Genomic DNA, 26218 nt, shown 5'->3' with positions numbered 1-26218 from the left:
AATCTATAGAGAACAGCAATTATCGGCTGTAATAATCAACAGAAAAGAGTTGATTTTATCTTCTGTGACAGCCGTGCTGCTCTCCTATAGCAACTGTTTTTACTTAAATAGTTAGAAGCCGCTTGTTTGAGAAAAGGCTTCACTTCGAGCAGTTGTAGGCAGAATGAAAAAAAGAGAAGAGGAGATTGAAGTGAAAAAAAAGAAGCGCATAAAATTAAAGTTGCTGGCGACAGTCTTTACCGCCTTGTCAGCAGGTATGGCGGTACTCGTTGCTTTTCTGATGAAGCTGATTCTGGATTGCGCAATGGAGAAGGATCTGGAGGCGCTAAAACGCTCGATTGGTATTTCGGTCCTATATATTCTGGCTTATTTCATTGTTAACTATCTAAAAGAAGTGGTCGTTTCAACATACACAAAGGAAGCGATTGAATCGTTGAGAAGCAAAGCGTATAGCGCGATTATGAATAAAAGTTATCAGGATTTTTATGATAAAAGCAGTGGAGAATACATTTCAGTTTTAACAAATGATATGACAACATTGGAAGAAAATTATTTCAAGTCGTACTTTCTGATTGTTCAATCAGCTGTCACTTTTGTTATTGCTGTTTTGTCATTGTTCATTATCAACTGGCAATTTTCTTTAGGCGTTATCGCTATTTCTACCATTTTTCTAGGGATGTCTTCTTTTACAGGAATCGGTTTAAACAAGCTGCGGGTAAACATTCAAACGAATATGGCAGATTTTACAAGTAAAACCAAAGACTTGGTTTCTGGCTACGAGGTGATTCGCTCATTTCATGCACAGGAGAAAATGAAAAATGAGTTTGATGTGTATAACAAGAAACTAGAGTCTACAAAGCTGAAGTTCAATGTTCGACAAGGAATTACCAAGGTTGTAAACGAAAATCTGGTTATATTGATTGTGTTTTCTATCATGATTTTGGGTAGCTGGTTTGTCATTAATGGCAATTTGGTTATGGGGTCGCTGTTGGCAGTCATTCAGTTGTTGAATAGTGTGATGAATCCTATCAATATCTTGTTGTTGGCACTCAATAATTCGAAATCAACAGAAGATATTAGAACGCAACTGGATGAGTTATTGGATTCGCCTCAGGAGCACTTGGAAAAATCAGTTGTTGCGAAAAATGATTTCCAACAGGGAATCGATTTTCAGGGGGTTGATTTTAGTTATGATGGAGGAAATAAAGTAATCAATGATTTCCATTTTCGTTTTGAAAAAGGGAAGAAGTATGCAATTACCGGGAAGAGCGGCTGCGGGAAGTCAACATTGTTGAAGCTGATTCAGAATTATTATGGAAACTATAATGGGAAGATTGCAGTGGATGATTTAGAATATCAGAAAATAGAAGGTGACAGCTTTTTCAATCTATTTTCAACAACACATCAGAATGTATTTATCTTTTCAGGAACCATTCGAGATAACATCACGTTGTATAATGCGTTTGATGAAGGACAAATTGAGTGGGCCGTAAAAAGTTCTGGACTTCAAAATCTGGTTGATGGGCTTCCATTGGGGCTGGATACACCGATTCAAGAGAACGGTCAATCTTTATCTGGTGGTGAAAAGCAAAGAATCTCAATTGCTCGAGCGTTGATTCGACAAGCACCTATTCTTTTGTTAGATGAGTTCACTAGTGCGTTGGATAAGAAAACAGCTGAAGTGGTTGAGAAAGAAATTTTAGAGCTTACGGACCAAACTTGTATTCATGTGACCCATAAGCTGACGGAAGCCTCTTCAAAGCTGTATGATGCAGTATTGGTAATGAATGCGGGTGGTCTGGAAAAGGTGATTCATCCCAAAATCGCTGTAATGTAACTCGAAGGAATAATAGAAATCAAACATTATTGATAAAAATTAAAAAGGAGAGCCATTGTTTTGAAGTTAGGAATACAAAAGACAGTGACTAGAGGAGAACAAGATAATGGAAAACGAAAAAAATCAGAAAGGAATTTCTCGTGGAAAGTATTTTGCATACTACAAGCTGCCGGTTATTTTTATGGGGATTATTGCTTTCACGCAAATTCTTTTATCAATCATAGGAATAATCAGTCTGGGGAGCTTGCTGTTTTTCAGAGAGCAGGTAGTTGCAGGTTTTGTACAAGAGGAATCAGCAGCGAATCAACAAATACTAGAAGAGATTCACAGCTTGACACCGCCGTTTATTCTTAGCTCAATGTTTCTACTGATTTGTGGATTCGTCCTGTCACTCATTATTCTTAGGCAAGCTTGGAAGTATAGAAAGAAACATGCGATCTCTATTCTTCCGCTATCGTTCTTTATTATGGTTCATCTGGCAGGTGTGTTTTCAGATGTCATTCGAGAGAAGGAAGATCCGTTGGGCTTTTCAATTATTGGTGTACTGTTACTTTTCTGTATAACTTCCATGTATTTGGTCAGTGTTGCGAGTCGATCATTCAGCCTGGCGGAGGCCAAAGAATACGAGCAGCAAATGAAAGCGAAAGGAGACGGCATTCTTTTAAAGCAGAATATGTTGAAGAAGGAACAGAAGGTATAAGAACGTTCAAGGCTGGAAAAATTGGATTTCTTCCAGTTGGAGCGAAAGATAGAGAGGAGAGAATATGCTATTTACGACTATAGTGAATATTAGAGAGATCATTCAACTGGAAAAATGGAATAGTCTGCTGGAATGTGTCGATAAGGATAGACGTGATAGAATAAACAACCTATACTTTCCAATGGACAAGAAGAGATCGTTGATAGGCGGATTACTGATAAGAGCAATGCTGTTAGAGTATTTTTCGATAGAAGAATCACAGCTCTCGTTTAATAAGAATTTTTATGGAAAGCCCTATTTGAATGGATATTCCGATATATATTATAATTTGTCTCATGCGGGTGACTATGTGTGTTGCTCAGTGAGTGATACAGAGGTTGGTATAGATGTGGAAAGAATCGATCCTTCAATGAATTTAGCTGATTTTGAAACTTTCTTTTCTCAAGAAGAGTGGAAGCAGGTTCAGGATAAGCAACAAGATGGGCACGAAATATTTTTCTCATTATGGACTTTAAAAGAAAGTTATGTGAAGAAAATAGGTGTTGGCTTAAGCAAAGATTTTACTTCATTTAGCATAAGCCTGAAGGAGCAAATAAAACTGGTCGATCAGGAGCTGGATAGTAGCGAAGAAAAATTTACGCTACGAACAATTGATCAAAATTACAAGTTGGCCATTTGCTCAGAACAATGTCAAAAAAATCGACAAAAGGAAATCACTGTCAGTGAGCTTCTTGCGACTGGGTAAGCTGTAAAGACAAGAAGTAGCTCAACTTGATAAGACAGTCTTCACTATCCGTGATTTGTGTCGAACAGTTGCTAGATTGAAGCTAGTAGATGGTAACATCGTGAATTCTGGTAGTCAAGACATGTCATAGTCAGTTGGATAGTAACAAAATAGGGCTCTTTGTCAAATAGGACTGATAAGCAAGATTAATTGAAAATCATAATGGAGGAGCGACTCTTTCATTATGATTTTTTTGTTATGTTATCTCAATCAAGCCATTGTTCAGAAAAATTCGTATTTTCATATACGGTGCTCACCTGTCAGCTTTTAGGTAGTAAGGCAAGCAAAGATTAAAATTGGGAGAACAATTTTATCGTTGCTTGCCTTACTACTTAAAGCTAAACAACTGTCTTACAACCTTAAGTTCTCAAATGATTTAAATCCATAGGAAATGCGCTTAAGGGTTTTAATATGTGTATTTTTTGCTTCTATTTTACCGTTAGAGTATGGATAAATCATGGCATTGCGAATCCCTTCTTCAAACTTAAAAAGGGTTTGTAGTTTCTTTCGAAACTCATCATCTAAAGTAGTTGAAAGCTCGTTAAGTAATGTAAAAAATTTATCAGGATCTTTTGTTCTAAACGCATCAGTCAAGTCGTGAAAACTATCGTAGGCTTCTTTTAAAGGTTTAGAATAGTCTAATAAGCGATCAATCATCATAGCTTCAGTTAAGTAAGGATATCTAGGGGAGCGAAAGCTCCTCCAGCTTTTATATTCAGAGTGAGTAATGTTCATTCTATTTTTAGTAAAAAAGCGCCAATTGGCTTTGATTTTCCGATAGGCTTCAAGGTGATTCTCTTGCTTTAATCGCTTCATTTCTCTTATACGAAAGTCTTGAAATGCTTTATTTAAATGCTTAATGATATGGAAGCGATCAACGACTAATTGTGCATTTGGGAACACGTGCTTGAGTAGTTGGAAATAAGCGGCGTTCATATCGGTCACTAGAAATTCGACTTTTTCTGTAGTGGAAAATTGTTTAAAGTGAGTGGTTAACTTTGATAATTTTCTAGAAGGTAGGATATCGATTAATTGTCCTGTTTCACCATCCGCACAGATAAAACTCATTTTATCTTCTGTACGAGCATGCGAACGGAATTCGTCGACCATCACTACTTTAGGAAGAACAGTTTTTCTTGGATTAGGAAAATAACTTTTGAGTTCTTTTAGTATACGAATAACGGTAGTAATTGAAATATTGGCTAGTTTTTCGATAAAGGTAAGAGAAACCTTTTCTTTGAGCAAGGTAATGACCTTGAATCTGACCTGATTAGCAATCGATTTCTTCGGTCGTATAAAGTAACTTTGCGCTGTCCAATGTGAGCTACAATTTTTACAAGTGTATCGTTGTTTTTTAGTTTCATAATGGTCGGCATATGGTTGTATTGCTCAAATCGTACTGTAACTATCTTGTGTCCATTTTTGACAATTCGTTTCTTTCCTTGTGAATCATGGGTGGTAGAGCCACAGTTTAAACAGGTACAAGGAGTAGGAGCTAGGTTTGCATGAATCACTAAAGTGTTTTGTCCATGTAAAGTTTCGCAAGAAACGTCATCAATTACTATATTTTTGTCTATAATTCTTATTATTTTTTTGATATCATTTGACATAGAGCATATCGTCCTCTCTGTTTGTTTTTTTGTAGTAAATTAATCATACATGAGAACGATATGTTTTTTTTATTAATATGAAAATGAGTGTGGGACAATAGTCAGAGAAAAATCTGATTATCATTCCACTTTTTTTGAATTTAGGGTACACAAAAAGCACACAACCTAGTAAGATTAAAGTGACAAAACCCAATCAAAAAAGAGTGTGCTTTTATGTTTAAAAATTATACCAGCAATCAAACGATTTTACCATTAGATATGGAACAATTTATTCCAGAAACAGATGTCGCTTTTGTGATCAATACCTTGGTCGAAGCAATTCCACAAACATTATTTAATGAATTAGAAGAACAACTAGGTCGACCGGCCTACCATCCTAAGATGATGTTAAAAATCATTCTTTATGCCTATACGCAACGTGTTTATTCTAGTTGGAAAATAGAATTTCTGCCGGACGATAGTTATCGGATGCGTTAGTTAGCCAATCATGAACAAGTTAGTTATTGAACCATCAATCGTTTTAGAAAACAGGAAACAACCACTCATCTTTTAGCAGAAGCGTTTGTTTTATTTCGTCGCCAATTGATTACTAACCAAGTCATCAATAATGAGGCCATCTTTATTGACGGCACAAAAATTGAAGCCGATGCCAATAAATTCAGTTTTGTTTGGCGGAAAGCAACCACTCGGTATGAGCGACTATTGGATGAAAAATCGGAGGCGTTCTATCAAGTACTTTACAAAGAGAACGTCTTGCCTTGTTTGAAAGAGGAAGAACAATCCGACGGATTGACAAGTGACCAACTGGAAGAAGCTGCGAATAATTTAGAGGCTGAACTTCATGAAGTAGAGGCACAATTGTCCAATGAAAAACAAAAAGAAAAACAAAGTCACTTAAAGAGAAAAAGAAGAACCTATAGAAAATATCTGAGAAAAATTCAAGCAGATTACCTACCAAGAAAACAAAAATATGAAGCCTACAATCGACTTTTTCAAGAACGAAATAGCTTTTCTAAAACAGATACAGATGCCACATTTATACGAATGAAAGACGATTACATGCGCAATGGTAAGCTAAAGCCAGGCTACAATCTACAAATAGCTACTGAAAATCAGTATGTCTTAGCCTACGATCTCTTCCCAAATCCAACAGATACAAAAACGTTAAACCCATTCTTAGATGCGTTCTTGGAGCAGCACAAAGAGTTACCAGAATACATTGTGGCGGATGCGGGTTATGGTAGCTAAGAAAATTTTATGTATATTCATGATGCCATACATAAGACACCTTTAATCACCTATGCTAGCTATCACAAAGAAACCAAAAAGAAGTACAAAGAAAATCCTTTTATCGTTGAAAACTGGCTGTATCTTGAAGAACAAGATGCGTACATTTGCCCAGCCCATCGGGTAGTCCCCTTCAAACAATACAGTAGAAGAAAAGATCGCAGTGGGTTTGTTCGAGATTTCAAAGTGTATGAATGTGAGAACTGTCGAAATTGTCCCGTTCGTAGCCAATGTACAAAAGCGAAGAGCAGTCGAAAGCGACAAATTCAAGTAAACAATAATTGGCGCTATTTTAAAGTGGAATGTAAAAAGAAGCTTTTAGAGGAACAAACAGGTTCGATTTATCGGAAACGAAAAATCGATGTCGAACCAGTGTTTGGACACCTGAAGGCACAATTGGCGTTCCATCGTTTCCACTTGAGAGGGAAATCAGGTGCGCATATCGATATCGGTTTATCATTGATGGCGCACAATTTAATAAAATTAAGTAAACATATGGAGAGAGATCTCTTGACTATAGGAAAAAACAGGTATCTTTTGATTATTTTTCTCAAAAGATACCTGTTTTTACTTTTTAAGCGAGACTATTGTCCCAACCTCTTAAACATTTTGGCGTGGCTTCGCTACACCAAAAGCAAGCTAGGCTGTATCTGCGTCTTTCACTTCGCGCGATGCAGGGGCAGCCTGCTTGTATTGTGGGGATGATTAGATCATATTTATTGTTAATTAACTAATTGTATATTCAGCTTATCTTTGTAGTGTTTATCCATTTTTTCATATCTTTCCTTTATTTTCTTTAATTGTTCTTCTGAAATAGTTGAGTCTAATGCGATTCTATTAATACCACGATCATAGCTATTTTTAGCAACAAAATGGTAGAATTGTTGGTCAGATAACAATAGAAGTGTCTCTACTTGTTTATCAGTAAATTTTTTGTTTTTTAGATATAAATAGTGGAAAATAAATTCTGGATACTCTAGATTACTAATAGTGTTAGATTGTATAACAGATTCAATAGCTTTTCTCTGACAATCCAATATATTTGTTGGTTCGATATAGATATAATACTGATAGAATTGAAGTTGAGTGGAAACATCCAATTTATAGAGAAAATGTTTTTGTAAGTATTCTCTAGCTTCATCTCTATTTCTAGCATCAAAATAAGTATTTAAGTGTAAACCTAAACTAATAATCATACTAATTTCTTTTCTAACAGAATGTTCATCTACATCTCTATCGTCAGGGTACTTGTAATCTTGATGACTAACAAAATCCATAGCTAAGCTAAATAAATTGTTCTTTTCTATAGTTGTTAGTTGATTCTGATTTCTTCTAATGTAGTCAGATATGTCTGAGTTAGAGTTTTCTCGGATTTTCTGCAATGCTTGTTTTCTAGTGAAAGGGATATTAATTATACTTCTAATATCTTTTCCAGTTGTATTTACAGGAACATAGTTGATGAGATAATTTGGAAATTGAGTAATAAAGTCATTGTATTTATAATTCTGATATTGTGAATTTCCATATAAATCGTCGTATCTCAAAAGAATATCTAGTATCAGAATAGTAGGTAAGCTATTTTCTCCAAAGTATTTTCTGGCTTCATTTTTGATTTTTTCTAATTCATTGCTCTTTTTTTCTGGATTATTTTGAATAGCCAATCTAATGCCAGTATGATGGTAAGCATCTAAAAGCTTATCAATTTTGTTAACTAAGATGTTATAATGACTATTATGAAATAAGTAGAGATAGATGATTAAAAACTGTTGATCTATATTAACTTTATCGTATCGATCTTCATGATATATGATTTCATTCACGTACTTCTCAAATAAATTTTTTTCTCTTAAGGTTCTATTTTCCATAATTATTTCATTTTTTAAAGTTTCTAAGTTTTTAGTTTCAGTAGTACTTAATGCATCTTCTCTTTTTTCTTCGATAGAGCTAATAATAGTTTCAAAATAGAGTGACCAAAAATTTGAAGGTGATAGTTCATAAGGCAATTCTATTCTTCTATCAATTATTTTTTGTAAGTAGCTATCTTCATTTTGTTGAATAAAATTGTAATCACCCAAAAATACAAATTTTATTTTTTTGTTAGTTATCAAATTGAAAATTTTGTATAATTCATTCTGTCTAGAAGGAGTAATGCGATCAAAATCGTCAATAATGATTATTCTTTTTCTCCATAAAAAGTATTTCTTTGTGCGAATTTTTAGTAGATTTAAAAATAAACTATCATAATCAATCTGTCCTAAAATTTGAGTCATTCCAGATAAAAAACCAGAAATAAAGAAAAAATAAGTAGTGGTAGTAATAGATGAAGAACTACTAGTAGCTGATTCGATAGGAAACTTTATATTGGAAAAATATACAGCCAATCCGCTAAACAATAAGAATATTAAAAAGAAAATATATTTAGTGATGAAACCAGTTATCGGAAAAAGTGTTCTGTAGCAAATTTCTGAAGTTTTTTGATTAGTTGTTATTCTCCATAAATCTATTGTTTTTATTATCTTTTTTTTGAGTTTTATAAATTTAAAGTCTATTTTATTTTCCTCAAGAATAATGTTAAGATAACTAGTTTTTCCGCTTCCCCATTTTCCATTTAGAAAGATAACATCATCTTTATTTTCTTTGAAAAAATTTATATAATCCGAGTGAGCTCGCTTATTGTATTTAATGGAATAGTTATTATCATTTTTTCCAGATATAGGTTTATCGCGCATTAAATTTCCCCCTTAAATTTAGAAGTTATCTCCTAAAGTATAGCATAATTCAGAAGATATAATTTTAGTACATAGGGAGATAAAATTTTGTATCTTTGAAAAAACTGAAGACGTTAATTAACTATTTCATTATTTATTCTAGCTCGCGAATTATTTACTAATTAGTTTGAAATTCAATTAAAATCAATTATAATCCACAAAAAATTTCAAGCCTTAATTGTATTTACAGGAAATAATGTTGTAATAAAATATTTAGGATCTATCGGAAACTCGCCAATAATCTAGTCTTCTAACAAATATTTAAAGTTTATTTTATTGAATGATGTATCAATTTTTCAAAGAAAAAATAAGAGTTTATTTATCTAAAGTTTGTCTTTTAAAAGAGGAATTTCATCGTTCACATAATTGTCATGGAAATTCTTTAATGAGTCATTAAATTCTCTGAATTCTTTTTCATCTACACGACGTTTACGTATTTTCGTGATTTTTTTAACAGCAATTCGCGAATATACTTTAGAATATGCATTCTCAACAATGTATCTTTGGATTTCCTCAGCAAAAGTCAGAGACGCTTTTTGGTATGGAGTTGTAGGTTGACCAATTGTTGCAAATAATAACTTGGTTGGAGATAAAGGGAAAATGATATTTGTATTGTTTACACCCCAAGCACCATCGAAATTGTAATTCTTTTTATTGTAGAAGTTCAGAAAAATTACTGGATCATCAGAAGTAGCCCATTCAAAGTTATTAGGAGCATCATATATACACCATGAAATCTTATTTAAAGCTTTATAAGTGGAAGTAAGGAGATGTTTTATACCGAACAACCACAATGATTTACCAGCAATTGTTTGTATGTTTAAACCAGATTTTTCCTCATTAAGTTTCTGAATATCAACTTTTAAAGGAATGAAGTTGTCATATTCTGTTTTTGATTTATCATCAACTCGCAAAGTTCCTGTTGTTTTAAACTCCTGTTCCATTGAGGATGTTAAATCCTCAATAATATTAGGAAATGTATCTATTACAATTTTTTGAATACGATAAAAGCCCTTCAATGTTCTGAGGTATTGACTTGCAACTAGCTTTGAAATATATTCTTTGTCATTCTCATCAAGAATAGAGTAAGAGTTGATTTTATCAATGAACGAGCTATATTGCATTTCAAATTCAGTTGAAAAAAAATCTTCCATTTCATCGGTGATTTCGCCTTCATCATAATATAAATATAACGAGTCAAGGCTTGAAGTTCTTGAGATAGAAACATTACTCCATTTAGGACATTTATCATGAGGAACTAGAAGCTTATATTCATAAATTTTCTTTTGACGAGCCCATTGTTTTAGATATGTTTTAGGAACATAATGATTGTTAATTTTCAAACGAATTCCCCCTTTATAGCTATATTATAGTATTTTATTTTGGTAATCAACTAACCTCGAATAATCCGATAGTTCAAGTTAAGAAGTGCATCTTTATTGGAGGTAACATTAATTTTGTCTTGTTCCCGAAAATAAAGTGAGAATTATTAGCAGACTGGCTCTCACATAGAGATCAGTACATCAAGTGGAATATATGGAAAAAGATACTCATTTTTAAGATGAGTCAGTTAGTATTCGTCAGAAAAACAGAATGCCGTTATACCAGGGCTTCTGGTGCATCTTTTTTTGAATAGTACTGGTAGAATATAAAAATAATTGATGGTTGATTTAGACAGAATATATAAGTAATCATAACGAATGAATACTTAACCAATTGGCTATTACATAAAATTATATGTTAACATGAACATATAAAAAATAATTGATGAAAGGATAATTGTATGAAGACGATAATCAACATTAATAACATTCAAGACTATATTTCTAATATAGAAGCTTTAGATGGTAATTATTATTATAGGGGAGAATCGAGTACTAAGTTTCCAGAAATAACGGCTTCTGCTTTTAGAGAGTACAATATTCCTTTTTCTGAAATGAGACAAAGAATCGATTATAGAAAAACGTTAAAAGAATATTATAGTGAAGTTGGACATCAATTAAATGAAATCGAAAGAGAAAATTTTCTTCAATACTCACAACATCATGGGCTACCAACTTCGTTAATAGATATTACCTCTAGTCCTCTGGTGGCACTCTATTTTGCATGCTCTTCTAATTATCAGGAAAGTACATGTAAAGTTCATGTTTTTAATAAAGAAAGATTCATTGATATGTCTGATTTTGAAAATAAAGAAGAAATGACTTTAAATTCTTTCTTTTTAGATAATGACTTCACATATCAAGTTTTAGTAAAAATAAAAAATCAATCCATTGAAACTAAACGTGAACTATTATTTAAATGTATTGAAAATTTAGAATCAATTATGGTAAAAAATAGTGTTTTGTATGAAAGAAAATATATTGGAATTAAAGTTGATGCAACTTTTGCTCAAATATTACGAGAGTTTAAGTCACAAGAATACGAAAATCTAGAGACGTATGCCCAAAATTTTGAGGAAATTTTTTTGAAATATTTCGAAATAGATTTTAAGCATAATAAAGAGCGTAACAAATTTAGGACTGCAATTTCAATGATTGGAAAAGATCCTATATTTGAAGTTCATTATAAACAATATTTGTCAGATACACTTGCAGTGATTATCTTATTGGCTATTAATCAGCAAAGTAGGAATATGGCAGATAGTTTTTCAAATCAATTTTCTATATCTTATGAAGTTGGGTCGCATGTTGTATTTCCGTTAATTTCTATTCAACCATCTGTTAAGTTTGAGCGTATGAAATCACAAGAGGGAACGTTTCTTTATCAACTGCCTCATTATAGAGGAGCAGCTAATGAAACTAGTGATTATATAGGCTTTTCAAAAGTTGATAGTGATATAGAATTTGTTATAACAGATAAAGAAAAAGTGTTTAGGAGTTTAAATAGATTAGGTATTAATCAAAAAACTATTTTCCCGGATCATGACAATATTGCTGAGTATTTAAAGACAAAGGAACTATTGGAATAATTAAGAATATATTCTATTAAATTCTTTAGATATTTTTGAGGAGTATAATGGCAACAAAATACTCAAGATATCTCAGCAAGATTATCTTGAGTACAAGTTTATTCAGAATTCTTTTTGAGTATCTAACCTAGCTCGCAATTTTCTTACTAAAAATTATCCAAAATATCCATATTTATCTGGTTAAAACAGTTTAAAACTAAATCAAAACTAACTACAATTGACAAAAATTACTAGAATTTCGTAGTATTTACTGAAAAAGTAGAATGCAGTTATAGCAACAAGTAGAGCTTGGCAGAAGCTCTGAGAAAAGCTAGCCTTTTGCATGGAAGGCAGTGTTGGATAAACCTGTTATAGGAGCTAGAACCATTGATGTATAAGGATTCTAGCTTTTTTGTTTTGCCCTGATAGTAGAAATGACCAGCTTTGACCAGTTTTCTTAGGAGCGTTGTTTGTAATATGTGCATAGCTGTCTAATGTCACTTTACTGTTTTCATGCCCTAATCGTTGTTGAACCACCTTACCAGCTTCTTTATTAGGATATTTTGAAGCTAGAACTATCTTTGCTAAAACGAAAATAACTTCATTCACCATTAATTGAACTAGAACCATTAAACACAAGCCAATAGCGCTAATCATTCTTTTAGAAGACTTAGGTTGTATATCAAAAAATTTATTTATCTGGAAAAGGAAGTAAAGAGGAAAAAGGGGGACTTTTAGTTTATCTTAACAAACAAGAAAGCGATATAGGTAAGTAACAACTACGTAAAATACTTAGATTCAACATTTTTTGAAGGTATTGTTCGAAAAATTTTGAAAGAATTAAATAAAAAAAGATAAAGTTGATTCAATTAACAAAGTGCGTGATAGTTCACTGATATTTTTATAGTAAAGGATTTTTTGTGAGAAAGAAAAATTGTAAGCAGAAAATAAATTAATAGTAAATTTCTTGAAATATTACTTAGCAATTGATATTAAAGATGAAAAAATCATTAGCTAAAATAGCTCTATTTAGAAAAAAATTTTGTGTTCTCCGATGTCGATTCGGAAGAGATAGACAATATTAAAAGTTAATTTTGTGAGTTGGGTAACACATTACAGCAAATAGAATAGAAACGAATGTATTAGGAATAAAACTATATCTAAATTTATTTAAATAATGGATAGAACTTATTTTTATATGTGATAAAATTATATAGAACCTTTTGTCTGAAAGGATGATTAAATGAAAACTACTGGAAAAATATTGTACGTATTAAAGTTAGAAAAAAATAATTATTATATTGGATATACATCTAATTACAAAAAACAATGGAAAAACAATTTGATGGAAAAGGAGCTATATGGACAAAGAAATACAAACCACTATCTATTGTTGAATCAAAAGATATTTCAAACTTAGAAAGTGCTGAAATAGAAATCTTAGTTAACAGTTTAGTAATTAAATACATGCAACAATATGGATGGGAAAATGTAAGAGGTGGGAAATATGTGGTTTCTGATCAGAAGATTTTAAAAAGAACTTTGATTAAGCATAAAATACTAACCTATGAAGGTTCTATACAACTGCCTACTAAAAAAAACATTGAATTAATTTCGGAAAAAAAGTATCTATATTGTCTATCCTTAGAGGACGGGCGATATTATGTAGGAATTAGTAAAAATCCTGACAAAAGATTTTATCAACACACAAATAGTAAAGCACATTCAGCCCTATATACAAAGAAATATAAACCTAAATGTATTCTATTTGTTCAAGATTTAGGTGTTTCAAGTGAATTTTCATATTTAAAAATGGAGACACAAGCAACAATAAATTTAATGAAGTTAGTAGGCTGTTACAAAGTGCGGGGAGGGGACTTTTTGCATGTAGACGATTATCAAGAATTTGAACTATTCAAAAATACGATACGAAAAAATAAATCAAAGTTTACTTTTCCAACTGAATGGTTAGAGTATACATTTGAGGATTTTATGAAAGGAATTAATTATATTCCAAAGTCAATAAAAGAAATTTTATAAAAAAGATTAAACATTAGATAATTCTAGTATTAGACTGTAGAAAAAAATGAGTTGATAATCCTACATTGTGTCTTCTTAATTTGTTTTATAGTTGATTTTTATTTTGGGAAATATGTATTGTAAATAGAATTTAAAGTAAGACTGAAAGATTATTCAAAAATTGATTTTTTTATGAGTAATACGATTGCATTGTAATTGTTTTTATATGATAAAATATTGTTTAAAATTACTAAAAGGGAGAAAAAATTGAGAAATAATAAATTATCCTCAGAAAATGAGTTTATGAAACAACTTTTATTAGGTGAACTTCAAACTGAAGCTGGAAATTATAATGAGGCAGAAAAAAATCTTAATAAAGCTAAAGAAATGAATCCTAAAAGATATGAACCCTACTATGACCTAGGTAATTTGTATAAAAAGCAAAATCAATATTCTAAAGCTGAACGATATTATAAAAAAGCTATAAAAAAGAATTCAAATATTGCTTCTATACATAATAACTTAGGTAATTTATATAAGGATCAAAATAAGAACTTTGAGGCAGAAAAATCTTATAAAGAAGCACTTAATATAAACTCTAAATTGCCAGAAGCATTGTATAATTATGGGAAAATATGTTTTGAACGAGGTGACTATTCTGAAGCAGAAAGTATGTATATAAAATCTATTGAAAATAAACCTCAATATGTTCTTCCTTATGATGATCTTGCAAGTTTGTATGTAGAGCAAAAACGGTATAGTGATGCAGAGAAAATTTTAAAAAAAGCTATAGTTTTAGATAGTAGTAACGAAATAGCATGTAATAATCTAGGTAATTTGTATGTACTACTAAATAAATTTCAAGAAGCAGAGAAATACTACAAGAAAGCTATTAAAATAAATGCTGCTTCTGAATTAGCATACTATAATCTAGGTAATCTATATTTACTGCAAAACAAATATGAAAAGGCTCAAATGAACTATTTAAAGGCTATTGATGTAGATTCAAATGATACCTCTGCACATAATAACTTAGGATACACATACTATCTCCAACAGAAATATAAAGAAGCTGAAAATAGCTATAATAAGGCTATTGATATAGATCCAAATATTGGTAGCACTTATTACAATTTAGGCAAGTTGTATAGTGAGAAAAAAAAATTTGAACAAGCAATAAAATATTTTGAAAAAAGTATCTTTCTAGATTCAAATGTCGATATTCCTTATGCTGAGTTAGGTGAATTATATATAGATTTGAAGGACTTTGAAAAAGCTGAAAAAATGTATCAAAAAGCTATTTATATTGACCAAAAAAATGTTTTATATAAGAGAAGGTTATCATTTGTCTTAGAAAAAATGAGTGATTTTTGTGAAGCCTTAGTTCTTCTATTATCTAATCTAGGAAATTTTCAAATTGAACTTGAAGATGTTAAAAGATTATTGAAGAAAGTATCTATTGAGGAATTTAATATTGTTTTTCAAAAGTTATATTCTTATAATAGTAATTTATATGAATTAGTACTTAGCACTGAACAATTTTACAATGACAAAAGAAAATTATACTCTAATATAATAAAATTATTAGTAAATATAAATAATTTTAAAGATAGTTTATCTGTTAAACAAGATAAAAAATTAACACTATATCAATATACGTCGTTAAGTACTTTAGGCAGCATACTTAATTTAGGAAGGCAGGTTACTAAAAATAAAGAAGATAACAATATCAAAATTCGATTATATAATACTGACTACATGAATGATCCTGAGGAAGGAAAATATTTATTAAATATAATATCGAAGAGTCATAAAAGTCATAATTTGAATGAAATATTAGAACCTAATCATGTTGTTAGTCGTGCATTTATTGCATCTTTAACATCAAATAGTGATGCAATACCTATGTGGTCAATGTATGGTAAAGATAGCCAAGGCGTATCTTTAGGATTCAGTAATCTACCATTTGAGAAAAGTAAATATTATGAAGAAGAAAATATGAGTTTAAAAACATATAATTATCTAACTGGCAAAGGGAATGATTATACTCTAAATGAGAAAGCTTCTCTGTATAAAATTTATTATATAGAAGATTCTACTACTGTAGATAAATTTGATAATGTTTTTTTAAACAAAGTAGTCAATGACCTTCTAACTCTTAGTGATTTAGTTGAGAAAATAGATGAGCCTGAATTATTAAATTTTATAAGTCAGTTTGTTTCTTCTGAATTAGATAGAATCAAATTTTTAATTAAAAATTCAATATATGAATATGAGGACGAATATAGATTATTGGCTATAGTATCAAAATTTGAAGATGATATTTTTAATATTAAGTATGACTTAAACAGTCCTAAACTCTATTTAGAAATTGACACCGTAGTACTCGAAGAAGTTGTTTTTGGTGTTAATAGCGACGACTGTAGTTATTGGCGCCCAATTGTTGAACTCAAGTCCCCTAAAACAATTATTAAAAATTCTACTATTAAAATTAGATATTAATAAATACTTTACTTAAACAGTTACTTTTTGAAGAGTAATTTAAAAATTGTCTCTTATAGGTGTACACATAAACTCTATAATGTAAAAAATCAATTGAAAAAAATTAATAAGTTAGAATCGATTATGCTATATTTTCTTTATGAAATGGTTTTTTCTAAATGCAATGTTTAGCTTTAATAATTAATAATCTTGATTTTAATCCGTTTCAAAGACGAAAAAAATTTGTACCGATTTTAATTTTCTTAAAAATAATTGAATCCTTTGATACTTTTAATTTTTCAAATGCTTAAGTCAAATGGAAAGGTATTTAGTATAAAATCAATGCACATAAAAAGCTAAAATCATCAAGAGAACAAATTGATTTTAGCTTTTTTATAGATATATCTACTTAACTTTCCCTCTCTGCATTATCCTCGCTACAATCTCCTCACTCTCTTTCAATACCTCCTCAAAATCCCCAGAAAACACCTGATACAACTGCTGACAAGAATAATACCGCATCCGCATATCCTTCTTATTCCTCGTAACCTTCCCATCAAAAAACTCATCCAAATAAATCAACGACTTCTGCCAAGACCGAAGCTTGATCAACTCACTCCGTACATCCAAAATATCCTGATAAGGGACTGCTTTCAAATTCTGTTCTTTACTCATCATTACACATCCATTCCTTTTTTTGTAAAACCAACAGGAAAATAAAAAACGATCAGACCTATCTGTGCCTCATCGTGTGCAATAGTTCGTCAAAGAACGCATGAAATCGCCAGAAAAATGAAAGAATCCACTAATACCCCTAGTCAAATCATTCAAAATTAAGTACAATAAAACATGCGAGTACTTCGGTACGCGCTATCGGCAACTCGGATAAGCAGCGTGTGGCTGTTTATTCGGGGCCTTGCAACGTGATGCCAGTCAGGTTGTAAGGTGCCGTTTTTTATTTTTCTATTTTTTAACTTGTACATCGTTACGTTTCATTATCACCACCATTGCTAAAAATTAGACCTAGAATAGAAACAAAAAAGGCATTGACACAAAGTCCAATACCTGAATAAGTCAATAGTACCTTAAAGAAACCTAGCAATCCTTTCTAGTGGTAGCTCAAAAAGAGACACAACAAAAAAGCTAGTGATTCGTTTACTATCGGCAAACTGATGTGGACAGTTTTTGAAGTTTTCAAGACCATTTCTGTTCGGTGCCAGCCAAACAAAAAGGTGCCAAAGATTAAATTGTCATAAAGTTGAGTGAGGTTCTGAATCAGGACTTACTCAGCTTTTTTATTTCCATTCTATACACTAAGTATAAATAAATCGACAGCGAGAATCAAGGCGAACAGAGAAAAAAGCGAATAAAAATTCGATAGTAAATAGCTGGAGCTGATTTGAAGTATTTAACTAATGAAGAAAGTTTCCTTTTAATTTAAAATTCAGGAATAGACAATATTTTTCATTCAATCTATATTAATTCTTACCAATATGTTATATGATTTAATTGGAAATGAATAATCTAACAAGATGCTAATATTTTTTGATAGGATGAAAATAAAAAATGAAAAGAATTGTCAACTATTATAAAACGAGTTTAGAACAAGCTTCTTTATCAGAAGTAAAACCACTAAAAAATAAATCTCTTCAAATTTCTTTTGAAGATTATATTACAGGAGTTGTCAAAGATCTAAATGAAGAGGTATTAGAGCGTTTATTTGAAGAAAATGAGGAAGAAATTGAAGTTTTTCTGTTTCCAATCCAATTACAATCTGGATATGGTAAATCTGAAAAGCGATTGTATCCTTTAATTATCCCAGCAAGTCTAACCAATAATGGTGAGTTGAAACATATAGATTATGGCGTTCCGTGGATTCCAAGAATGTTGCTTGCGCCAGTGGAGAATTCAAAATTATCTGTTATTGGAGAAAATGAGGATTATCTTCAATTTATAGAAAGTCATTCTTTTCGGGAACTACCTTGGAACGAATATACTCAATTGACAAATAAGTTGTTTGAGTATGTATGTAAACAAAAGATAACTGATTTAACTGAAATTTCTTGGTTTAAGAAAGTAGATGAAAATGTTTTACTATTTAAAGGAGCATCCAATGGCGGAGCTGCTCAACGAATTGTAAAACTGTATGACTCGATAGTAAATCATAACGGAGAGTTACCATTATTAAACAATTTTTTAGGTAATGAGAATAGTTCAACAGCCCCCAATTTTTTATCAGAAACAAAGCAAATAGAAATGGATAAATTTCATTTAGGCCAAATGAAACCAACTTTCGGACTTTCTCCTAGCCAACGAGAAGTAGTTCGACATATGAATACACTGGATAACGGAGAGATCATGGGGGTAACTGGTCCTCCTGGGACAGGGAAAACTACATTATTGCAAAGTATCATCGCTTCAAACTGGATTAAAGCCGCTATTGATCAAAAACAGCCGCCAATTTGTGTTGTTTCCTCAACCAATAATCAAGCGGTAACAAATGTTATTGAAAGCTTTCAAATAGATAACAGCCAAGGAACTAATTTTGATTTAAATCACTTTCCTGATTTTTCAGAATTACATTCATTCAAGAAAAACTTCGACTTATTTGAAGAGCGGTGGATTCCTGAGCTAGACAGTTATGGCTTATATATTGTTAACAAAAAGAAATATTCTGAAGAATCTTTAGCAGCGATGAAAGCAAAAATTAGCAGTGAGAATAGTGATTATTTAGAAAGAATGGAATCAATTGAATTTTTAGAACAAGCAAAAGCGTATTTTTTATCAAATTTTGAACAAACTTTTAATAAAAACGATTGTACTATTACACTAGCTAAAAAAGAAATTCATCGTTGGTTAGTAACGTTATCTAAAGATCTAAATGACCTTATTGAAATGTCTTCAAAAAGGAAAAATTATAAAGAATTGACAGCTGAACTGGATAATCTGTTGAATGAAATTAATAATTCGATAGACGAAAACCAATTAAAAGTTATATCATTAAAAGAAACTTGTTTGGATTGGGAAACATTTAATTCCAAAGCAAGTAATATTTTAGATATAATTCCATATCTAAAACAAAAACGTGAACAAGAAAGAAAACAGAAATTCTGTCAACTTAATGAGCTATCCTCAATTGAGGAATTAGAAAAATTATTAGAAAATGAAAAAAAATTAGCCAATTCTCTATCAGCTAAAAAAGAACAATTAGCAACTAGTTATAAAAATATAAAGAATGAAGAACAACGCTACCAACTACTTTTAAAAAGGTATTATGTAGATCAAGCATTAAGTTACGATCACCTCAATGAACACTTAGATAAAACGATTCGGTATTTATTATTTTTATTTGCAACGCATTATTGGGAAGCTGAGTGGCTCATTTCTATCGATGAAATGAATGAAAAAGAGGAACTAACTAATTCTGTTAAAACAATCAAAGAATATCAACAAAGATGGACCAGAAGTGCTATGTTGACACCATGTATTGTTGGAACACTTTACCAAGTACCAGTGTTTTTCTCTTATGAAAATAAGCCGATGTTTAATTTTATTGATTTATTAATTACGGATGAATCAGGGCAAGTTAGTCCTGAGATAAGCACAGCTAGCCTGTCGCTTGCAAGAAAATATTTAGCAGTTGGTGATACAAAACAAATTGAGCCTATTTGGAGTATGACAACAGAGGTAGATAAAGGCAATATTCTTAAATTGCTTACAACGAATCAAGATGAAATGTCGCTATTCATGAATAATGGACTATCCGCATCTTGCGGTAACTTGATGAAAGTTGCTCAGATTAGAAGTAAATTCCATAAATATTCTCATTTAAGCGGAGGTTTATTTCTGAGTGAACATCGCAGATGCTTGCCGGAAATTATCTCTTATTGTAACACTTTGGCATATGATGGGAAACTAGAAGCAAAACGAAAAGAAGCAGAGAGTTATTATAAAGATAAGCTACCACCTATGGGCTACGGACATATTATCGGGAAAATGATGCGAAAAGATAATAGTTTGGCAAATGTAATAGAAGCTAGAACGATAGCAAATTGGATCAATGACCAAAAAGATATATTATTGAAAATGTATAATAAGAAAACAATTGGAGAGGTTATCGCAGTAGTTACACCTTTTAAAGCACAAAAAATTGTAATAAACAACGAATTGAAAAAATTAGGCTTTAAAGAAAATGACATTGTTGTTGGTACAGTCCATGCATTGCAAGGAGCTGAAAAATCTGTAGTGATTTTTTCAACAGTCTATGATTTTTCTTATAAAGGGATGTACTTTTTTGATAAAAGTGTTCACATGTTAAATGTTGCTGTATCTAGAGCCAAAGATAGTTTTTTAGTTTTTGGAGATACAAATATTTTCAGTTTAGATGAAAATTCGCCTTCAGCTCAGCTAGCAAAAATTATTTTTGCATCAGAATACAATGCCATTCATGGGTTAGAAAAATACAATAGAGTATCAGAGGGAAATGTCCAAAGAATAGAAGGTGTTCCAGATCATGATGACTATTTAAAAAAACTGATTAATCGAACCGAAAAATGTATTCATATTGTTTCACCTTACGTATCCTATTATACTTTACAAAACTATTGTTTGGAATTATTGGATTTGATACAACAAAAAGTGATAGAAGGAAAAGAGATTTTTATCTATACCTCTCCTTCAATCAATCAAAGTAGAAAAGCAAGTTATGAAGGTGGCAGAAAGTTGTTAGAGCAGACAGGGGCCAAGTTAATTGATCTAAATCATGTTCATAGCAAAATGATTCTTGTAGATAAGCTTGCTTTAGTAGATGGATCATTCAATTGGTTTTCAGCTAGTAGAGAAAAAGATTATGTATACTATAATTGGGATACTTCTATCGTTTTTTATGGTAAAGACGCTAGTGAAATGATTGATAGTCGATTGGAATTATTGAATGAAAGAATAATTAAGTAAATTTTTAGGAAAATATCTGTTTATTTATTGTGTTACTCCAAAATCATTTACTGAAAATTTAAAGAGCATGGATTGAAAGGAAATGATGAAGAATTTCGAGAATGTCATATTCCCATAGATTGGTTGTTGATCTATTAAATTGACCATAATAACGTGGTATTAGTTTTAATATGAACTTCCTCTCATAGGGAGCTATTTTAGGTTGTGTTTTAATTGAATAAACGGGAGTAAATTTTAAAATTTATTCTATTAAACATAAAGATACTGTGAACACTAAATGTTTACTATGAAGATGGTTTTAAAGATGAAAGAAATCTATTTTCCAGATTTTGAAATGAAAAGTCGGGTAATGATTTATCAATCAATTATTTTAAGGAAAGAGTAGAATTTATTGTCCCTGATAACTATAGAAATCAATCAGCCATAAAATTACAATAAGCATGAAAAAATATTGAAGAAGAATCAAGATGAACAAAGAAAAAAGCGAACAAAAATTCGCTAATTCCCTGAGGGAGTCAAATAAAGAACCAAACGTTCTTAGAAGGTATAGCATTTGGTTTATTCTTTATCATTTTATTCAAGAAGCTTTTGAAAAAACTTTTGTTTCATTTCTTTTTTTGTTAAGATAAACCAAACATAATTTATCGAAAAATCTAGAAAAGGAGCAAGTGAAATGACTACCTATTTAAAAAATCTTTACCATGTGGCTGTACCTACAGCCTTTTACGAAAATGAAGAATTGAATGTAAACGCAACGTTGGATCATATCGTGTATCTTCAAAATAGTGGACTGAACTCTGTTTTAGTTTGTGGTTCTACAGGAGAGCAGCATAGTCTTACACTTGAAGAAAAAGAACAATTACTAGTTGGAATAGAAAAGGAACCACGAATAAAACCTGAACTTGAAATCATCTTTGGAATCGCTAGTATACGCCAAAAAGAAGCGGTAACCTTAGCTAAGAGAACAAATAGCAGTACGAAAATTTCAAGTATTTTAGTCGGTTTTCCGCCATATATTTTACCGACACAAGAAGAAGTGATTCGATATGTTGAAGCTATTTCGCAAGTCTGTCAAAAACCAATTATTTTATATAATCATCCGAAACGAACAGGCTTTAATTTGGAGCTTTCCTCTTTGCTAACCTTAGTGAAAACATGTCCTATCATTGGTTTAAAAGAAGCGGGCGATGAAAAACGGATACCGGAATTTAAATCAAAACTACCAAACGATTTTTTATTTTATGTTGGTGGCGAGAAAAAGTTAAAAGAGAAATTAGACCTGGGATTTAACCGACTTTCTTCTATTGCTGGAAATTTGTATCCATTAGAAGTTGAAAAGTGGTTTGAAGACTTAAGAAAAGGGAATAATCCAGATCCACAATTAGAGGGTGAGATGGACAAACTTTATGAAAATAGTCCACTTGTCTATTTAAAAGAGCAACTAACAAAAAAAGAACAGATACAGATGGGTTTACCAAGAAGTCCATTAGGCAATAGTGAAGTTGAAACGTATGATTAATTTTTACCGATAATTTTAAGTTGAATACATTCTAGAGTGTTTATTTTTAGAATAAGATTTTGGACATAAATAAGTTGTATACTAATAACTAAACAAAAAAGGGTTCACTCAAATCAGCTCATGAGTGAACCCTTTTTTCCTGTTCATTTTTCATTTCCGGCATCTACTATTTGGCTTTATAAATATATCTATTCTTTTTAAACGAGATGGGAACGGCAATCGCAGCGTACAAAGTGGCTAAAGCAGCAGTAATCATCAGAGTGTGTTTCATAAAAGACCATTCCTTTCAAAAGTAAGTATTTATATAAAGTGCAAAAGCACGACGTGGACGGTAGGATTCGAACCTACACCTCGATGGATAGAGAACAAACATCTGTTTAGTCTCCTGAGAGTTAAACACCACGTTCATCCACAAAATAGAAAGTTGGTAAAAAAGTGATAAGTTTTAATAATTAAGGTAAGAGGCAAATGAGCCTCTTACACTCAAAAGTTTGGTACAGCCTGTCGGCTTTCTTTGAAAACCGAAAAAATGAATGAAATAAATCGAATGGTTTCAAAAGCTGTTATCATCTTCTTTCTTGTAACTGTCTCTATCATAAGCGTAGAAGCTTAAGCCAAACGTAAAAAAGTAAGAAGTTGTTGTGAAGATTGGTAAAGAAAAAATTAAGAGGAAAGTGAGGATAGTCAATGAAATAAAGGTCAATCACCTAATAAATGGTTGACTATTACAGAAAAAAAGAATCTCTAGTGTAAAATAAATAGTCATAAAACTTAAATAAATGGTACACTTATACTAGCAGTTTATTACATTGAAAACGAGAGGAATGTGTAATGATTCATTTAATCATACCGATCGCATTGAATATCATTGCGTTAAATATTAACTTGAGTAGTTATTTTAAAAATGAATGTTCGAGAAAAATGACGTGGCTTATTTTGGGAATGGATGTCATTATATGTATGATATATGTAGTCTTTTCATTTGTTCAAAGTGAAAATATGATGTTTTCTGAGAGCCATTATTTGACGATTATTTCCTTAGTTAATCTCACAATGTATTATATGATTGGCGGGAAAAAGAAAGATTATCTACCGATGACGCTCTTTTTTTTGGTTGAAAATATCTTTGTCATCCATTCTCTAAATTTACTAAGTTTAACTTTTATGAAAATGTTAGATTTAAGTATTGAAGTGGCAGTATTAAATATTCTTATTCAAATTTTCTTATCAAACATATTAGAGAAAAAGTTTCGAATAGATATGTCAAATTTTTTTTCAGAAAAAAGAAGAAGGGTTGTATCAGTCGTATTGTTATTGATTATCTTAGGTGGTCAAATTTTTTCATTGACGCCTAGAACGACAGTTTTTATTGGCAACAGCAATGACTCGTTGGAAAGACAGAGTCGTAATGGAGAAGTAGTGAACATAAAAAATGATGAGTTAATGCTAAATGTTATATTTGCAAGAAAAATCTTTTTTATATTTACTTTATTTATGGGGCTTATGTTATGGTATGTAAGTTATGAGGTCCGCAAATCAAAAAAAACAAAACGATTGATTAGTGATAAGGAAATGATGAGTCAATATATTGATACGTTAGAAATGTTACAATTAGATATACAAAAAGTACAGCATGATTATCGGAATTTATTGTTAGGAATAAACGGTTTTATTATGGAGGATCAAGTAGATGTTGTTGCACTCAAAAAATATCTAATGAAAAATGAGTTAATGGAAAAACAAGGTCAAATAGAGAGTGGAACCTTAGAACGTTTGAAGTATATTAATCGTGTAGAAATAAAAGGCTTGGTATCTACTAAAATAATTAAAGCCATACAAAAAGGAATTAGAGTAGCAGTTGAATGTTCAGAATTTATCGAGATTCAGAAAATAGATTCCATTGATTTAGCTCGAGTATTAGGCATTTTGTTAGATAATGCGATTGAGGAAGCTGGAAAATCGGATTACGGCGAATTGACAATTGCTTTCATCAATGACGTGAATAAACTTGTTTTATTAGTTATGAATAGTACAGAGCAGTCTTCAGCTGAAGTGATGGAACATCTCCAAGGATTTGTTTCTACTAAAGGAGAGAATCGTGGATTTGGTTTGAAAAATGTCAAGGAAATTATTGATAAGTATCCAAATGTTTTCCTTGAAACAATATGTGAAAATAATCGAGTAATTCAAAAAATAGTGATTTTGATATAAAGGAAGTGATTAGATGTATTCTATATTCATTTGCGATGACAATAACACACATTTAAAGCTAGTTGAAGATAGTGTTACAAAAGCAATCATGTTTTCAGAGTTAAAAACACAAATAAAGATTGCCACAACAAACCCAAAAGAATTAGTAGCAAACATAGAAGTTGGTGAAGGAAAAGAAAATATTTACTTTTTAGATATTGATTATGAAGGAACGGATACGAATGGCTTGCAACTAGGCATGAAAATTCGAGAAATTGATCCATTTGGGCTAATGATTTTTATTACGTCTCATGTTGAGTTCGGTTTTCTAACATTTGAATACAAATTAGGCGCTTTTGATTATATCATTAAACCAGTTGATTCTGAGTTACTGAAGGAAAAAATAATGTCCTCCTTTAGAGCAATTGAAAAGAGGATCGAGCTTAAGGAGCTAAATGCAACGAATGGTGTATCCGAAGGGAAAAGTATCCGATTTGTCTCGGACTATGAAGAGAAATTCGTGTTAATTGAGCAAATTTTACTGATTGAAACTATAGGAAATCATAAGTTGAAAGTTACAACAAAAGAGCAAATTTTTGAATGTAATGGTAGTTTAGGAAAACTAGAAAAAGAAGTACCAAATTACTTTTTTAGAAGTCATCGGAGCTATCTTGTCAATATGCGTGAAGTTAAAGGAAAAGACAAAGTGTCTGATCAATTTGTTTTATCGAATGGTGTGAAGATTGATTGTTCGAGAAAAAACAGAAAACAATTTTATGAATTAATGGTAAGTGGACGAAAAGGAAAGTAATAAGAAAAAATAATTTGACATGTTTATTAAAATGATTAAAATTTTTACGTAAAAATTCTCTTGAAATAGGCGATTACTCATTGAAAGTTGAAAAACATTTTTCATGAGTTGTCGCCTATTTTTTTATTCTTATCTGAATTATAAAAGATTAGCCCGTTCAGGTATTACCTGAACGGATTCGAAGTATATTATTAAGGAAAATAAAATCTATTTAAGTCATATTTTGTTATTAACTCATGACTAATATTATACTAGCATCATGATTAATTCAACAAAAAAGATTGAATGGGTAAGTGGCGCGTTCTTAGT

General features: G+C 31.1%; 14 protein-coding genes and 3 pseudogenes. 12 read left to right on the top strand and 5 right to left on the bottom strand.

What is annotated here, in order from left to right; translation table 11 throughout:
• Nucleotides 1-190: 190 nt before the first annotated feature.
• The 3 genes from ACYSNW_RS13610 to ACYSNW_RS13600 all read left to right on the top strand — a co-directional run bounded on the left by ACYSNW_RS13610 (nucleotide 191) and on the right by ACYSNW_RS13600 (nucleotide 3282).
• Complete coding sequence (locus ACYSNW_RS13610; protein WP_461745351.1) at nucleotides 191-1837, top strand: ABC transporter ATP-binding protein; 1647 nt, start codon at nucleotides 191-193, stop codon at nucleotides 1835-1837.
• Nucleotides 1838-1943: 106 nt separating this feature from the next.
• Nucleotides 1944-2537, top strand: a complete 594-nt coding sequence (locus tag ACYSNW_RS13605; protein ID WP_461745350.1) for a hypothetical protein — start codon at nucleotides 1944-1946, stop codon at nucleotides 2535-2537.
• A gap of 64 nt (nucleotides 2538-2601) precedes the next feature.
• Complete coding sequence (locus ACYSNW_RS13600; protein ID WP_461745348.1) at nucleotides 2602-3282, top strand: 4'-phosphopantetheinyl transferase family protein; 681 nt, start codon at nucleotides 2602-2604, stop codon at nucleotides 3280-3282.
• A 390-nt stretch (nucleotides 3283-3672) separates the two neighbouring features.
• On the opposite strand, the pseudogene ACYSNW_RS13595 reads toward ACYSNW_RS13600, so the two are convergent.
• Nucleotides 3673-4931, bottom strand: a pseudogene (locus ACYSNW_RS13595) (ISL3 family transposase).
• 213 nt (nucleotides 4932-5144) lie between these two features.
• Here ACYSNW_RS13595 and ACYSNW_RS13590 point away from each other — a divergent pair.
• Nucleotides 5145-6923: pseudogene (locus ACYSNW_RS13590) on the top strand (IS1182 family transposase).
• 17 nt (nucleotides 6924-6940) lie between these two features.
• On the opposite strand, the gene ACYSNW_RS13585 reads toward ACYSNW_RS13590, so the two are convergent.
• Together ACYSNW_RS13585 and ACYSNW_RS13580 are read right to left on the bottom strand one after the other, a co-directional pair.
• On the bottom strand, nucleotides 6941-8947 hold the full coding sequence (locus ACYSNW_RS13585) for a P-loop NTPase fold protein (RefSeq protein WP_461745346.1): 2007 nt from the start codon (nucleotides 8945-8947) through the stop codon (nucleotides 6941-6943).
• A 362-nt stretch (nucleotides 8948-9309) separates the two neighbouring features.
• Nucleotides 9310-10329, bottom strand: coding sequence for a DUF4238 domain-containing protein (locus tag ACYSNW_RS13580; RefSeq protein ID WP_461745344.1), 1020 nt, complete (start codon nucleotides 10327-10329; stop codon nucleotides 9310-9312).
• Between the two features lie 440 nt (nucleotides 10330-10769).
• Here ACYSNW_RS13580 and ACYSNW_RS13575 point away from each other — a divergent pair, with 440 nt between their 5' ends.
• Nucleotides 10770-11957: an FRG domain-containing protein gene (locus ACYSNW_RS13575; RefSeq protein ID WP_461745342.1), complete on the top strand. Its 1188-nt coding sequence runs from the start codon at nucleotides 10770-10772 to the stop codon at nucleotides 11955-11957.
• Between the two features lie 357 nt (nucleotides 11958-12314).
• Here ACYSNW_RS13575 and ACYSNW_RS13570 read toward each other — a convergent pair whose 3' ends face one another.
• Nucleotides 12315-12566, bottom strand: a complete 252-nt coding sequence (locus ACYSNW_RS13570; protein WP_461745409.1) for a hypothetical protein — start codon at nucleotides 12564-12566, stop codon at nucleotides 12315-12317.
• Nucleotides 12567-13265: 699 nt separating this feature from the next.
• Here ACYSNW_RS13570 and ACYSNW_RS13565 point away from each other — a divergent pair.
• Both ACYSNW_RS13565 and ACYSNW_RS13560 read left to right on the top strand, forming a co-directional pair.
• Complete coding sequence (locus ACYSNW_RS13565) at nucleotides 13266-13976, top strand: GIY-YIG nuclease family protein (RefSeq protein ID WP_461745340.1); 711 nt, start codon at nucleotides 13266-13268, stop codon at nucleotides 13974-13976.
• Between the two features lie 246 nt (nucleotides 13977-14222).
• The gene (locus tag ACYSNW_RS13560) at nucleotides 14223-16457 is read left to right on the top strand and encodes a tetratricopeptide repeat protein (protein WP_461745338.1); all 2235 of its coding nucleotides are present in this window, start codon (nucleotides 14223-14225) and stop codon (nucleotides 16455-16457) included.
• Between the two features lie 384 nt (nucleotides 16458-16841).
• Here ACYSNW_RS13560 and ACYSNW_RS13555 read toward each other — a convergent pair whose 3' ends face one another.
• Complete coding sequence (locus tag ACYSNW_RS13555; RefSeq protein WP_461745336.1) at nucleotides 16842-17111, bottom strand: hypothetical protein; 270 nt, start codon at nucleotides 17109-17111, stop codon at nucleotides 16842-16844.
• 891 nt (nucleotides 17112-18002) lie between these two features.
• Here ACYSNW_RS13555 and ACYSNW_RS13550 point away from each other — a divergent pair.
• The 5 genes and pseudogenes from ACYSNW_RS13550 to ACYSNW_RS13530 all read left to right on the top strand — a co-directional run bounded on the left by ACYSNW_RS13550 (nucleotide 18003) and on the right by ACYSNW_RS13530 (nucleotide 25909).
• Nucleotides 18003-21389 carry an AAA domain-containing protein gene (locus ACYSNW_RS13550; protein ID WP_461745334.1) on the top strand — a complete coding sequence of 1129 codons (3387 nt, stop codon included), beginning with the start codon at nucleotides 18003-18005 and terminating at the stop codon, nucleotides 21387-21389.
• A gap of 66 nt (nucleotides 21390-21455) precedes the next feature.
• Nucleotides 21456-21527 (top strand): annotated as a pseudogene (locus ACYSNW_RS13545) (type II toxin-antitoxin system YafQ family toxin); the annotation flags it as partial.
• Between the two features lie 535 nt (nucleotides 21528-22062).
• Nucleotides 22063-22908, top strand: coding sequence for a dihydrodipicolinate synthase family protein (locus ACYSNW_RS13540; RefSeq protein ID WP_461745333.1), 846 nt, complete (start codon nucleotides 22063-22065; stop codon nucleotides 22906-22908).
• An 831-nt stretch (nucleotides 22909-23739) separates the two neighbouring features.
• Nucleotides 23740-25119 (top strand): sensor histidine kinase, encoded by a 1380-nt coding sequence (locus tag ACYSNW_RS13535; protein ID WP_461745331.1) that lies wholly within the window; start codon nucleotides 23740-23742, stop codon nucleotides 25117-25119.
• Nucleotides 25120-25132: 13 nt separating this feature from the next.
• Entirely contained in the window at nucleotides 25133-25909 is a 777-nt protein-coding gene (locus tag ACYSNW_RS13530) for a LytR/AlgR family response regulator transcription factor (RefSeq protein WP_461745329.1), read from the top strand.
• Nucleotides 25910-26218: the final 309 nt, after the last annotated feature.

Source organism: Enterococcus sp. LJL99, from assembly GCF_054871725.1.
The sequence above is the reverse complement of the archived record's forward strand: the minus strand, read 5'-3'. Positions and strand labels throughout refer to the sequence as shown.

Coding starts and splice junctions, on each gene's coding strand:
- ACYSNW_RS13575 (WP_461745342.1), top strand. CDS start 10,770: ATGAAGACGATAATCAACATTAATAACATTCAAGACTATATTTCTAAT.
- ACYSNW_RS13600 (WP_461745348.1), top strand. CDS start 2,602: ATGCTATTTACGACTATAGTGAATATTAGAGAGATCATTCAACTGGAA.
- ACYSNW_RS13570 (WP_461745409.1), bottom strand. CDS start 12,566: ATGGTTCTAGTTCAATTAATGGTGAATGAAGTTATTTTCGTTTTAGCA.
- ACYSNW_RS13585 (WP_461745346.1), bottom strand. CDS start 8,947: ATGCGCGATAAACCTATATCTGGAAAAAATGATAATAACTATTCCATT.
- ACYSNW_RS13565 (WP_461745340.1), top strand. CDS start 13,266: ATGGAAAAACAATTTGATGGAAAAGGAGCTATATGGACAAAGAAATAC.
- ACYSNW_RS13535 (WP_461745331.1), top strand. CDS start 23,740: ATGATTCATTTAATCATACCGATCGCATTGAATATCATTGCGTTAAAT.
- ACYSNW_RS13540 (WP_461745333.1), top strand. CDS start 22,063: ATGACTACCTATTTAAAAAATCTTTACCATGTGGCTGTACCTACAGCC.
- ACYSNW_RS13550 (WP_461745334.1), top strand. CDS start 18,003: ATGAAAAGAATTGTCAACTATTATAAAACGAGTTTAGAACAAGCTTCT.
- ACYSNW_RS13555 (WP_461745336.1), bottom strand. CDS start 17,111: ATGAGTAAAGAACAGAATTTGAAAGCAGTCCCTTATCAGGATATTTTG.
- ACYSNW_RS13605 (WP_461745350.1), top strand. CDS start 1,944: ATGGAAAACGAAAAAAATCAGAAAGGAATTTCTCGTGGAAAGTATTTT.
- ACYSNW_RS13530 (WP_461745329.1), top strand. CDS start 25,133: ATGTATTCTATATTCATTTGCGATGACAATAACACACATTTAAAGCTA.